The sequence below is a fragment of the Aliifodinibius sp. S!AR15-10 genome (genome assembly GCF_031569985.1).
In the GTDB taxonomy this organism is placed as follows: Bacteria; Bacteroidota; Rhodothermia; order Balneolales; family Balneolaceae; genus JAMQKA01.
In genome coordinates, this window is sequence record NZ_JAMQKA010000003.1 from 176345 (window position 1) to 189475 (window position 13131).

General features: G+C 46.0%; 14 protein-coding genes. 10 read left to right on the forward strand and 4 right to left on the reverse strand.

Annotated elements, in window-relative coordinates; all coding sequences use genetic code 11:
• The 4 genes from NC796_RS03620 to NC796_RS03635 form a co-directional block, all read right to left on the reverse strand.
• Complete coding sequence (locus NC796_RS03620; RefSeq protein ID WP_310682219.1) at positions 1-258, reverse strand: hypothetical protein; 258 nt, start codon at positions 256-258, stop codon at positions 1-3.
• Positions 259-604: 346 nt separating this feature from the next.
• Positions 605-2938 carry a transglycosylase domain-containing protein gene (locus NC796_RS03625; protein WP_310682221.1) on the reverse strand — a complete coding sequence of 778 codons (2334 nt, stop codon included), beginning with the start codon at positions 2936-2938 and terminating at the stop codon, positions 605-607.
• A complete protein-coding gene (locus tag NC796_RS03630) occupies positions 2931-3719 on the reverse strand; it encodes a metallophosphoesterase (RefSeq protein ID WP_310682223.1) in 789 nt (262 codons plus the stop codon). Before NC796_RS03630 ends, NC796_RS03625 begins: the two co-directional genes overlap by 8 nt.
• A 12-nt stretch (positions 3720-3731) precedes the next feature.
• Positions 3732-4751, reverse strand: a complete 1020-nt coding sequence (locus tag NC796_RS03635; RefSeq protein ID WP_310682225.1) for a polyprenyl synthetase family protein — start codon at positions 4749-4751, stop codon at positions 3732-3734.
• Positions 4752-4928: 177 nt separating this feature from the next.
• On the opposite strand from NC796_RS03635, the gene NC796_RS03640 reads away from it, so the two are divergent.
• From NC796_RS03640 to fabF, 10 genes are all read left to right on the forward strand, one after another.
• Entirely contained in the window at positions 4929-6212 is a 1284-nt protein-coding gene (locus NC796_RS03640; RefSeq protein ID WP_310682227.1) for a glucose-6-phosphate isomerase, read from the forward strand.
• Positions 6213-6363: 151 nt separating this feature from the next.
• Entirely contained in the window at positions 6364-7014 is a 651-nt protein-coding gene (locus NC796_RS03645; RefSeq protein WP_310682229.1) for a deoxynucleoside kinase, read from the forward strand.
• A gap of 46 nt (positions 7015-7060) precedes the next feature.
• Complete coding sequence (locus NC796_RS03650) at positions 7061-7576, forward strand: DUF177 domain-containing protein (protein ID WP_310682231.1); 516 nt, start codon at positions 7061-7063, stop codon at positions 7574-7576.
• Positions 7577-7595: 19 nt separating this feature from the next.
• Positions 7596-7775 carry a 50S ribosomal protein L32 gene (rpmF, locus tag NC796_RS03655; protein ID WP_310682233.1) on the forward strand — a complete coding sequence of 60 codons (180 nt, stop codon included), beginning with the start codon at positions 7596-7598 and terminating at the stop codon, positions 7773-7775.
• Positions 7776-7797: 22 nt separating this feature from the next.
• A complete protein-coding gene (gene plsX, locus NC796_RS03660; RefSeq protein ID WP_310682235.1) occupies positions 7798-8784 on the forward strand; it encodes a phosphate acyltransferase PlsX in 987 nt (328 codons plus the stop codon).
• Between the two features lie 9 nt (positions 8785-8793).
• Positions 8794-9786 (forward strand): beta-ketoacyl-ACP synthase III, encoded by a 993-nt coding sequence (locus NC796_RS03665; protein ID WP_310682237.1) that lies wholly within the window; start codon positions 8794-8796, stop codon positions 9784-9786.
• Positions 9787-9789: 3 nt separating this feature from the next.
• Entirely contained in the window at positions 9790-10677 is an 888-nt protein-coding gene (gene fabD / locus NC796_RS03670) for an ACP S-malonyltransferase (RefSeq protein WP_310682239.1), read from the forward strand.
• Positions 10678-10775: 98 nt separating this feature from the next.
• On the forward strand, positions 10776-11525 hold the full coding sequence (gene fabG / locus NC796_RS03675) for a 3-oxoacyl-[acyl-carrier-protein] reductase (protein ID WP_310682241.1): 750 nt from the start codon (positions 10776-10778) through the stop codon (positions 11523-11525).
• Between the two features lie 95 nt (positions 11526-11620).
• Entirely contained in the window at positions 11621-11860 is a 240-nt protein-coding gene (locus tag NC796_RS03680; protein ID WP_310682243.1) for an acyl carrier protein, read from the forward strand.
• Positions 11861-11884: 24 nt separating this feature from the next.
• Complete coding sequence (gene fabF / locus NC796_RS03685; RefSeq protein ID WP_310682245.1) at positions 11885-13129, forward strand: beta-ketoacyl-ACP synthase II; 1245 nt, start codon at positions 11885-11887, stop codon at positions 13127-13129.
• Positions 13130-13131 lie beyond the last annotated feature (2 nt).

The window sequence follows — 13131 nt, forward strand, 5'->3', positions numbered from 1 at the left end:
CTATTTAATGGCTTCTTTTTTTGAATAATTCAGTTGAATCAACCCTTGAATTAAATCTTGATAAGACTCAATTTGGACTTTTTCCCGATTGGTTTCCAGCATCAGTTTTCCATTTAAAACCAGCTTGCAAGGATTTCCCCGATACTCAAAATCTATAATGGTATTCCGGGCACACTGGTAGGGTTGGGTCACCTGTTTTACAAAAGTGATTTCATGGACCAGTTGTTGTCTCAGAGCTTTGAATAGTCGTTCTTCCATAGCCTTTTCCATATGTTTTGAAAAATCGATGACTCTCTCTCATTTTTAACGCTGAGTTAATACGTATTTTTTTGTACTACCTCTAGTATATTTTCATTAATCATCTGATGAGATGCTACAATATGAGGAAATCTTAATCTTAAATATGGGCCAGATATCAGATATAGCTATTAAAAACTGGATCAGTTTTCCATGAGAAAAGCATCAGGATAACTCACGCATATTTTTTACAAGCCTATAGTCAGTGAGGTAACACATCCATAGCAGTTCATTCCAGCCCATTTATAATATCTTTAAATATTGATACTGCTGGAAAATATTTCATTAGCAAAGGTACTTCGAGATTCTACCACCCGATGCGACCCTTCCTGCCATCCTTGATAGGCTGTTCTTCCGATGTTTCTGGATCGTAGAGGAGGGACTGGGTAAATCCCGGAGGAGCCTCAAATGCATCATAGCTCCAGTTTACTTCCGGATCATTTTTGGCTGAATTAATAAAAGTACCAACGATAGGCAGGGCAGATCGGGCCCCCTGACCAATGTATGTATTTTCAGGAAAACGAATTTTTCGGTCCTCTCCGCCGACCCATGCACCCATTACGATATGCGGCATCATAGCTACAAACCAGTTATCTGCAGCATCTTGCGTGGTGCCGGTTTTACCAGCCACATCTTGATTGACCTCGTAAACATTGCGAAGTCTCACCCCGGTTCCATGATAGTCCTCGCCGCCCCGGATAACTCCCCGCATCATGTCGATCATGATGTAGGCGGTCTCCTTGCTGATTACTTCCTGCGGATATTCTTCATGGTACTCTTCCAGCACGTTGCCTTCTTTGTCTTCAATTCGTGTAATGGCAATGGGATTTATATGCACTCCTTGGTTGGCGAACGTGGTGTAAGCACTCACCAGGTCCAGCAGCGAAACCTCGGCGGTACCAAGTGCGATGGAGGGGTAGGGCTTCACACCGCTCATATCGATGCCCATATTCTGGGCCATAGACTTAATTTTTTCAGCACCTGACTCGAGATCTGCGAGTTTATTGGTGTTGGGATGTCCTGAAATCTCTGGAAGCAAACGCACCGTTACGTTGTTAAGGCTGCGTGCCAGACCTTGGCGAAGGGGTACCATCTCCGGACCTGAAGGCAAACTGGGATCAGTGGGAGCCCACGTGCGCCCCGCACGATCGATAAATTTGCTGGGATATTTAGAGAATTTATGATATGGCCGGTATCCATTGTCGATAGCAACGGCATAGACAAAAGGCTTGAATGTAGAGCCGGCCTGTCGGGTTGACTGGTATACATGGTCATACTGCACGTTACCATAATCATAGCCTCCAACCCACGTTAATATTCGACCATTTTTGGGATTGATCGAAACAAAACTTGCTTGAAGCCTTGTATTAACCCTTTTTACAGAGTCCACAAAAGCGCTGTCAGCTAGTAGAGTATCAAATACAACTGATTCCTGGTCGGTGTTATAGTTTGAAAAAGCGTTTTTATAGCGGTCTGTTTCCCGGATATAATCCCGCAGGAACCCTGGGTATTTTTTCCAGTATCGATCCATATATTCGCCACCCGGAGAAGTCCATTCATCAACAAATTTGGATTGAACAGAGTCAAGCTTCTGTTTCAACGCCTGTTCGGCATGCTTTTGCAGTCGTGAGTCAATTGTGGTGTGAATCGTCAGGCCGTCCCTGTAAAGATCATACCCGTTTTCCTTGGTCCATTCCATGATTCTCTGGCGAACATACTCTCCAAAATAGCGGCTTTCGCGGCCGGATTTTGAAGGGGGGTGATAGTTCAGCGAGATCGGCTCTTCGGCAAGTTTGTTGTAGACCTCTTCGCTGATAAAGCCGCGCTTCTGCATCTGGGAGAGTACGACATTTTGCCGCTGTTTGGATCGCTCGGGGAACAACCGCGGGTTGTAGGCATACACGGCATTGACCGATCCCACAAGTGTTGCCGCTTCGGAAATGGTGAGATCAGCAGCAGGTTTACCATAATGGGTTTCGGCTGCTACTTCAATGCCCATGGCGCTGTTGCTGTACTCCACTGTGTTGAGGTACATCTCAATGATTTCGCGTTTGGTGTAGTTCTGCTCCAGCTGGATGGCAGTGATCATTTCGCGAAGCTTACGAATGACTGAGAATTCACGACCGATTTTTTTATAGAGATTTCGCGCCAGCTGCTGGGTCAACGTAGATCCCCCCTGTATTCGGCCCATCATTAGGTGGTAGGGGATAGCCAGCGTCCGAACCATATCAATACCCCAGTGGTCATAAAACCGGTGGTCTTCCACAGCCACAAGTGCATCTACAACGTTTGGTGAGATTTCATCTAATGTCACCCAGCGCCGGTTTTCGTAAAAAAATTTATCGAGCACCACTCCATCACGGCTTTTAACGAGAGAGGCGATCGCGGTGTCCGGATTTTCAAGCTGTTCAATGGAGGGCAGTCCCTGGAAAAGGAAGAAGGTGAAAGCTCCTCCACCCAAAAGCAGCAATAACATTGCAATGCCGGCCGCATGGATCAATTTTTGTCGTGCAGTATTATCCTGTTGTTCAGGATTCGATTGGCTGCCGCCGCTTTGATTGCGCTCTTCAATCTTTTTTCTTCGATATTCGGGATCGCTGAAATACCGATCCATCTCATCTCTGTTGTTAGAGTCACCCATATTTGTTTTCGGAGGTATAAAAGTTATTCAGTTGTCTGGATCCGCTGTCCCACACAACGATATTAATATCATTGTTATTGTAGAATGCCATCGTTCTATGTTTATAGAAAGTACCCAAATTTAAAAAGGTTCCGAAGTCAAATTCTTTTTTTCTCGGGAAATGATCGTGCCCACAGATGATTATATCGAAATCACCTTCATTCAAGGTTTTTTCAGCCCAACTGTTTAGCAACGTGATGTCTTCTTTAAACGAACCAAAGAAGCGATTAAGTCTGGAAAACCATTTCATCACCCAAAGTCCGGCAGCGGGAGGTAGCAGGGTTTGATAAACTTTAATAAAGGTTTCGTTCCGCAAGAGTTGATGCATTGGTGGACGGCGCAACCCATCGTTTTCCGTTAGCAGTCCGTCGCCGTGCAGCAGTAGTAATTTTTGCTCATCAGTGGCCAGGCTTTGATAATTGGGTTCAATCCTAAAGCCGATGCCTGGGAGATATGAACGTGTCCAGTTGTCGTGATTACCGGTTATGTACAGGGTGGGACCGAGTGCATCATTATATTCTTTAAAACGTTCGTTGACTTTTCTTCCCAAAGAGGGGACGTGCCCGGGATATTCCATCCAGAAGTCGAACAGATCACCCAAAATATAAATTTTGATTTCATGTTCCTGACAGAAATCAATCAGCTTGATCAAGTCATGTTCAAGTTGTCGGTTTTTTTTATCAGAAAATCCCCCGAGATGGACATCCGAAAGAAAAAGAGAGGGCTGGGGGAGTGGTTGCATTTGCCCGATGGATTACCGCTTTCTTTTGACAATAAATTGGATAAGATCCTTGAACGCTTTGCGGTCTTCGCTGGGAGGGAGAGTAGAAAGCTTTTCAATGGCATTTTCCGCATACTCCTCCATGATGGAGCGAGCATATCCTATTCCTCCTTTTTCATGTACAAAAGTGACAATGTCTTCAATTTCTTTATCTTTCTTTTTACGTTTTCGCATCAGGTAGCGAATGCGGGTTCGCTCAACAAAAGAGGCATTTTCCAGTGCCTTGATGAGGGGCAGCGTAACCTTCCGCTCCTTGATGTCGTTGCGACGTGGCTTGCCCACATCATCGATGCCGTAGTCAAACAGGTCATCTCGAATTTGAAACGCCGTGCCTACACACATACCGATATCGTGCATCTTCTGGTGGATTTCGGGATCGTCGCTGGTAGAGATGGCCCCACATTCACAACACGCAGCAATAAGACTCGCGGTTTTTTCCGAGATCACTTTGAAATAATATTCTTCCGTCATATTAAAGAGACTGGCCGCTTTAAACTGGCGCAGCTCTCCTTCACTCATACTCTTAACCGCTTTTGAGAGCACCTTTAGCAGCTTGAACTCATCATTGTCCAGGGCGATGAGCAGTCCTTTGGAAAGGAGGAAATCACCCAGCAGCACCCCTGCCTTGTTTCTCCATATTTTATTAATGCTCAGGAAACCGCGGCGCGTGTCTGCCTCATCGACAACATCATCATGAATTAGCGTGGCGGTGTGCAACAGTTCGATCATGGTTGCGGCTACATAACTTCGATCACTAACCTCTCCAAAAAGACGTGCCGACATGAACACCAAGGTAGGGCGGATTTCTTTGCCCTTTTGGCGCAGCAGGTATTGTACTATTTTATCAAGGAAGAAAACATCGGTTCGCAGCGCTTGTTTATAAAACGAGCGGAAATCTTTGAGCGGGCCAGACACAGGATCGGTAATCTCCGCCAGTGTTTTCCGGCCTCGTCGTTTAAACGATGTCGCTTGATCTAGTTGTGTTTCAATCATTTAAGAGTTTAAGTAGCTTAACAAATTCTTCACTTAAATTAGCTTGAAATTTAAAGAATATTAAGGTTTTATACTCTTCGCTTTGACGTACGGATGATAATAATTTTTGTACTACCTATTGGCAATATATTTTAATTAAAACTTAACGGTTACTAAACAACACTACGAAAGGTCATTATGTTGAACATAGACGTCTCAAAGGCCCGGTCATTCCTCTCAGATGAAGAATTTAACGGGGCATTGGAGAAAGCAAAGGAGAGTTTTGAACTGGTCAAGTCGGGCCAGGGAGAAGGGGCGGAGATGCTGGGTTGGCGCACCCTGTTGTCTGATCCCAATGATGCCGAGCTGGAGAAAATAGATTCTCTTGCCACCCAAATTCGTGCGGATGCCGATGTGTTTGTAGTCTGTGGAATTGGGGGTTCTTACCTTGGAGCTCGTGCAGTGATTGATGCTCTGTCACCATTCTTTGGCAATGATGGACCTGAGATTGTATATGCTGGTCATCACTTGAGCGGGAAATACGTAAATCAGCTTATCGATTATCTGGAGGAGCCTAATGATGATGGGGAGCCCAAAAGCGTTTATGTCAATGTGATCTCCAAATCCGGGAGTACGCTGGAGACAGCCCTTTCATTCCGCATCCTGCGGAGCTGGGTTCACGATCACTACGACAATCCCAGTGAGCGAATTATTTGCACCACCAGTGAAGAGGGTGGCGTATTGAACCCACTGGTTGATGAGTATGGGTATAGCAAATTTGTGATTCCCGATGGGGTGGGCGGTCGTTTTTCAGTGCTCACGCCTGTAGGCCTGTTGCCAATTGCAGTAGCTGGAATAGATATTAAAACTCTGTTTTACGAAGCGGTTTCGAAGTACGAGGAGATTGAAAAGGATCCCTCCGATGCGATAGAATATGCGGCTGCGCGCTATGCACTCTACAAAAGTGGAAAGGATATCGAAGTGATCGCCTCTTTTGAGCCCGAGCTACAGTACATCGGTCATTGGATGCAACAACTGCTTGCCGAAAGTGAAGCGAAAGATGGGGAGGGTATGTTTCCCACCATCTCCACGTTTTCAACCGATCTCCATTCCCTTGGCCAACTGATTCAGCAGGGCAAGCGTAACCTGGTTGAGACCTTCCTGATCGTTGAAAATGCCGAATCAACTAAACAGATCGAAAAGTCAGACAAAAACATCGATGGACTCGATTACCTGGCGGGCAAGAATTTCCACGATATCAACAGCACGGCGCTGGAGGGTACAATCCAGGCTCATACCGAAGGCGAAGTCCCGGTCATCAAGCTGATTATGGAAGAGCTTAATGCCCAGCATATCGGTGAGTTTATCTACCTGCTTGAAGTTGTAACAGCCATCTACTGTTACTGCCTGGGGGTAAATCCTTTCAACCAGCCCGGGGTGGAAGACTACAAAAGTGCCATGTACAAACTTCTGGGCAAATAAGTTACACGTTAAATGTTAATTGTTAAATGTTGAAGGTTTGGTGGCCTGTAACTTTCAACTTTTAACCTGTAACTCTACAGGCCAAGCAATTAATAAGTATATGGTAATCGTTTAATATTTCGGCACAGCCTTTTTAAAGAACAGAGATTTCATGGGTGATGAAGCGACATTCGGCAATAAAAAACTCAAGTTTATCGCCATTGCGGGAAACATCGGGGCGGGTAAGTCATCACTGACCCAACTGTTGGCCAGGCATTTTGACTGGGAGGCATTTTTCGAGACAGTTGACGACAACCCGTACCTTGCGGATTTTTATGATGACATGCGCCGGTGGAGTTTCAACCTGCAGATCTTTTTTCTTTCAAGCCGGTTTCGTCATCAAAACAAGATGATCGATCAGGGCGAAAATTTCGTTCAGGATCGTACCATTTATGAAGATGTCGAAATCTTTGCCAAGAACCTGCACAACATGGGGCTTATGAGTGACCGTGATTTTAAGAATTACGAGGCACTGTTCCACGAGATGACGCACTACCTGCGTCCACCGGATCTGTTGATTTATCTGCGCGCTCAGGTTCCGACGCTTGTCCGGCAAATTCAATCACGTGGGCGCGAGTACGAGAGCTCCATCCGGATCGAATATCTGGAACGGCTTAACCGTTTATATGAGGACTGGATTGCGGATTATTCCCATGAAAAGCTTATTATTGACACAGATGACATTGATTTTGTGAACGATCAGGAAGACCTGGGCAGGGTTATAGAGCTGGTCGAGCAGCGGATGTTTGGCCTGTTTAACTAATTGCAGTAGAACGCAATAATTTATAACTTTGGCAGCTATTGTGAATATGGCAAAACTTGAGTTTAAAATAGTTGAAATTCCGGAAGGCTCCAGCGAGCGTATGCTCGAGCTTGACCCTGAAGACCTGGAGTTGGGTGACTACCCTTTTCTGGGTGGCGTAATAGATCTGTCTTTTTATCGGACGATTCATTTTATTAGGGTCAATTTTCATATTGATTCTGATATCGAGCTGGTTTGCGATCGCTCGCTGGAGCCTTTTGAATACCCTGTTGAGGCAGACTATGAAGTCCTTTTCAAGGTGGATGTAAAGGAAGAGACTGAAAATGAGGAAGGCGCCGTACGCAGGTTCAACTTCAGCTCAAATACGCTGGATATTGAGGATGAAGTCCGAGATACGGTTATGCTTAATATCCCGATTAAGAAACTGCATCCTAAGTTTTTGGATGAAGACGGAAATCCCAAGCAGTTTGAGGTTAAGTCGTTTGGCGATGTCAATGACGAAGAAGATTCCGACTTAGCTGATCCACGCTGGGAAAAATTGAAGAAACTAAAAAATAATTAACGCAAAAATTTATAATTAAATGGCACATCCAAAGCGCAGAACATCCAAGTCGCGTAGAAATAAACGACGTTCCCACCATCGGGTTACCGAACCTACCCTTGCTGAATGCTCAAACTGCGGAGCCTACCACCGCTATCATCATGTCTGCCAGGAATGCGGCTACTACCGCGGGCGGCAGGTACTTAGTGTAAAGCAATAATTTCAGAACTAATTGTAATTACATGATTATAGCAGTAGATGCTGTAGGGGGAGACCATTACCCGGAAAGTCCAGTCCAGGGATCCATCCAGGCTGTTGAAGAAGATGACTCGTTGCGTGTAATTCTCCTTGGTCCTGAAGAGCTGGTCAATGAAGAGCTGAACAAGTATGAGTATGATAGAGAACGGATTTCGGTACAGGACGCCCCTGAAATTATCGGAATGGATGAATCACCGGCACAAGCCGTTAAAAGCAAGAAAAACTCCTCTATTACGGTAGGATTGGGCTTGCAGAGAGCGGGCAAGTGCAACGGATTTATCAGTGCTGGTAATACCGGGGCCCTGCTTGCAGCTTCTACATTTATTCTGGGCAAGCTCAAAGGGGTATCACGGCCTACTATAGCTGCCACTTTTCCCACTATAAAAGGATTTCGGCTCCTCGTTGATGCGGGAGCAAATCTTGAAATGCGGCCTGAAATGTATTACCAGTTTGCCCGAATGGGCGTGATCTATGCCCGTGAGGTAATGAAGATTGATGATCCCCAAATAGGTTTGATCAATGTGGGCGAAGAAAAAGAAAAGGGAACAGAGGATGTCAAGGAAGCCTATAATCTGTTGAGTCCTCTCCCCGAATTTATTGGTAACATTGAAGGAGGAGATATTTTTTCTGCCAAAGCAGATATTCTTCTTTGCGATGGTTTTGTTGGAAATGTGCTCCTCAAGTTTGGAGAATCAATTCCCGGTGCTGTCAAACAGATTATCGAAGCGGAGCTGAAAAAAGAAGCTCAACGTGGAAAACCGCAGGCCCCACCCACCAAATTAATACAATCCTCACTCTCTATGTTTAATCCCGAAAATGTGGGCGGTGTCCCTTTCCTTGGTGTCGACGGCGTCAGCATGGTAGGACACGGCGGTAGCTCGGCTCTGGCGGTTAAAAATATGATTTTCAATGCGGTCAAATGTGTTGAAAATAATATCAATGAAAAAATTATAGCATCTCTTAATAGTTAAAATATTTACATGGCTGAACTAAAGCGTTCGAAGATAACTGCGGTGGGGCATTTCCTGCCGGAGAAGCGACTGACCAACCACGATCTTGAGCAGATGGTGGATACTGATGATGAGTGGATTAAAACAAGAACAGGCATTGAAGAACGGCGCATACTGGAAGATGAGGATAAAGCTTCAGCCTATATGGCTGCGGAAGCTGCCAAGGAAGTACTGGATCAACGGGGTATCTCTGCCGAGGAAATTGATGTCATTATCGTAGCTACGGTAACACCCGACTACCTCTTTCCCGCCACTGCCTGTTTGGTTCAGAATTATATTGGTGCAGCAAATGCTTTCGGCTACGATCTGTCTGCTGCGTGTTCAGGATTCCTTTTTGCTTTGACAACTGGGTCGAGCCTGATTGAAGCAGGTACGGCCGAGAAGGTACTCGTAATCGGTTCCGACAAGATGAGTTCGATTGTTGACTACACCGATCGTTCCACATGCATCCTTTTTGGTGACGGCGCCGGGGCGGTTCTGTTGGAACCTTCCGATGACGGGACCGGTATCATTGATTCCATTCAACACAGTGAAGGTGACACCAACTGTGCACTGTATCAGCCTGCAGGTGGCAGTCTTAATCCCGCTTCAGAAGACACCGTGGCTCAACGTCAACATTTTATTAAGCAGGACGGGCGCACGGTCTTTAAAAAAGCGACTGAAGGCATGGCGGATGTTTCGCTAGAAATTATGGAAAAGAACAATCTCAGCGCAGATGATGTTGCCTGGCTGGTTCCACACCAGGCAAACAAACGTATTATTGATGCCACGGCCAACCGTATGGGACTGAGCAGTGAGAAAGTGATGATCAATATTGACAAATACGGAAATACTACTGCAGCAACAATCCCCCTGTGCCTGTATGATTGGAAAGATGAACTCGATCACGGTGATAACCTTGTGTTGGCTGCTTTTGGAGGGGGATACACATGGGGCGCCATCTATCTTAAATGGGGACTATAGAGCATGAGTAAAGCGTATTTATTTCCTGGACAAGGCTCACAATTTGTTGGAATGGGTGAAGATCATTACAGTTCCAACACCAAGTTTGCCGGTCTAGCTGACAGTGCAAATGAGGTTTTAGGCATTGATCTGAAGTCAATCATGTTTGAAGGGCCCGAGGAGAAATTGAAACAGACCGAGTATACGCAACCCGCTATTTTCTTGCACTCGGTAGGCCTCTACAAAACGCTCGATGCCACCCCTGATATGGTGGCGGGTCACAGCCTGGGTGAATTCTCAGCACTGGTTGCCTGTGAAGCAGTATCATTTGAAGATGCCCTCAGAATTGTACGAAAAAGGGGACAGCTTATGCAGCACGCCGGCGAAGAGAATCCGGGAACAATGGCTGCGGTCATCGGTATGGAGGATGAAGCGGTTGAAGCAGTTTGCGAAGAGGCCAGCGAAGAACTGGGCAAGGAGGTCATCGCCGCCAATTATAACTGCCCGGGACAGCTGGTAATCTCCGGGGGTGTGGACGCTGTAGAACGAGCCGTAGAACTAGCCAAAGAAAAAGGATGTCGCCTTGCAAAAGTACTTCCTGTAAGCGGTGCCTTTCACTCCTCCTTGATGCAGCCTGCTTACGATGGATTGGAGCAGGAACTGGAAGAACTTGAGGTTACTGCACCTATTTGTCCTATTTACAGTAACTACACAGCGCGGCCGACAACAGATCCGGAAGATATTCGGTCAAACCTGTTGAATCAGCTGCTAAACCCGGTCCGCTGGACACAGACCCTGGAGAATATGCATGAGGATGGGGCTGATCAGTTTATTGAGGTAGGGCCCGGTAAAGTTCTGCAGGGACTTGTCAAACGAACACTCATGGACGTATCAATAGAAGGGTATCAATAATATTAAAATAACAAGTAACAAAGATCAGATTTGGATTTCTTTAAAATTTGATGCTTGTTAATTGTGGTCTTTAAAAAGTATTGAACGGGAAATTTAGCATGAGTTTAACACTTACAGATAAAACTGCACTGGTAACCGGTGGAAGTCGAGGTATAGGCCGATCTATTGCGCTTACTCTCGCTGAATATGGTGCCGATGTTGTCATCACTTATTCCAGCTCAGCTGATGCTGCCAATGAAGTGAAGAAAGAAATTGAAGCAGCTGGATCCAGGGCAAAAGCGTTGCAAGCTGATGCCGTAAGTCTCAAAAAGGCTGAAGAGGTCATTAACGGAATTGTTGAGGACTGGGGTAAACTTGATATCCTTGTTAACAATGCCGGTATCACCAAAGATAACCTGATACTGCGCATGAGCGAGGAGCAGTGGGACCAGGTGATTGACGTGAATTTGAAAAGCGTGTTCAACTACAGCAAGGCCGCAGCCAAACCGATGATGCGCAATCGGGGAGGTTCTATCATTAACATCAGTTCCGTTGTTGGGCTTGCGGGGAATGCTGGGCAAAGTAATTATGCTGCTTCCAAAGCGGGAATCGTCGGGTTCACCAAATCATATGCCAAGGAGCTGGCCTCCAGGAATATTCGCGCAAATGTAGTTGCACCTGGTTATATCCTGACGGAGATGACCGATGAACTGAGTGATGACCTGCTGGAGAAAATCAAGGAAGATACACCCCTTGGAAGGGCTGGAGACGCCGAAGAAGTGGCCTCCGCCGTTGCCTTTCTGGCTTCTGATCTGAGTTCTTACATAACTGGTGATGTCCTCCGCGTGGATGGCGGTATGGCGATGTAGATAAGTGTATTTTTTGGAAGAGAAATTGTATTTTATTCGATCTTTATAGATCCCATTTAGTTTAAACTTTAATCGAAGCAAAAAATAAAATCGTTATGTCTCAAGACGTTGAAGCAAAAGTTAAATCTATAATTGTTGATAAACTAGGTGTAGATGAGTCGGAAGTAGCTGCTGAAGCCAACTTCACTAATGATCTGGGAGCTGACTCTCTTGATACCGTTGAGCTTATCATGGAATTCGAAAAAGAATTCGATATCAGCATTCCTGATGAAGATGCGGAAAATATCGCTACGGTAGGAGATGCCGTTGAGTATCTGCAAGGAAAAGTTTCCTAATATTTCACTCCATTCCATATTCACATGTCTGATCGTAGGGTAGTCATAACGGGAATAGGCGCTATTACACCGATTGGCAATACCGCTCCTGATTTTTGGAACGGGTTGGTCTCAGGTAAAAGTGGCGCACGACCCATCGACCATTTCGATACAGAGGAGTTTCCCACCAAGTTTGCCGCCCAAATTGATGGATACGAGGAGGAAGACTACTTCGATCGCAAAGAGGTACGGCGTCTGGACCGCGTGTGTCAATATGCGCTTATAGCCGCCGACGAAGCGATTGAGGACAGTAAGCTCAAACTCGAGGAAGTCGATAAAAACAGGTTCGCGGTAATCGTAGGTACCGGCATTGGTGGCATGGTTACCTTTTACGAGCAGTCTATTGAATATTACAAGCATGGGCCGAGGGGAGTATCTCCATTCTTTATCCCCAAGTTGATACCTGATATGGTGGCCGGACAAATCTCGATTAAATATGGTTTGAAAGGAGCCAATTACTGCGCCGTGTCGGCATGCGCCACCGGTTCGCATAATATTGGACTTGCCTACGACACCATAAAAAACGGGCAGGCCGATTTAGCTGTATCAGGCGGGGCAGAAGCTCCTGTATCGCAGATCGGGGTAGCTGGTTTTAACTCGATGAGAGCGATGTCAACACGCAACGATTCGCCCGAAACAGCCTCCCGTCCGTTCGACAAAAACCGTGACGGGTTTGTGCTGGGAGAGGGGGCCGGCATTGTCATTCTCGAAGAGTATGAACATGCCAAAGCCCGCAATGCGCGTATTTACGGTGAAATTGTGGGATACGGTTTCTCGGCCGATGCTTACCATATGACAGCTCCTGATCCAAATGGTGAGGGCGTCATACTGGCGCTTACCAAAGCGCTGGATTCAGCGGGAATAGACCGTGAGGATATAGATCATATCAATATGCATGGCACCTCAACACCGCTTGGGGATGTGGCAGAGACCAACTCAATTAAAAAGGTTTTTGGGGATCATGCGTATAAAATAAATCTGAACTCCACAAAGTCTATGACCGGTCATGCACTTGGAGCGGCGGGTGCCATGGAAGCAGTTGCAACGCTGCTTGCTACCTATCATGATATCGTTCCACCAACAATTAACTATGAGACGCCTGACCCCGAGTGCGATCTTAATTACACGGTTAATGAAGCTGAAACACGGGAAATTCGGTATGCCCTCAATAACGCATTTGGGTTTGGCGGACATAATACAACGCTGGTATTCAAGAAATTTGAAGAATAGCT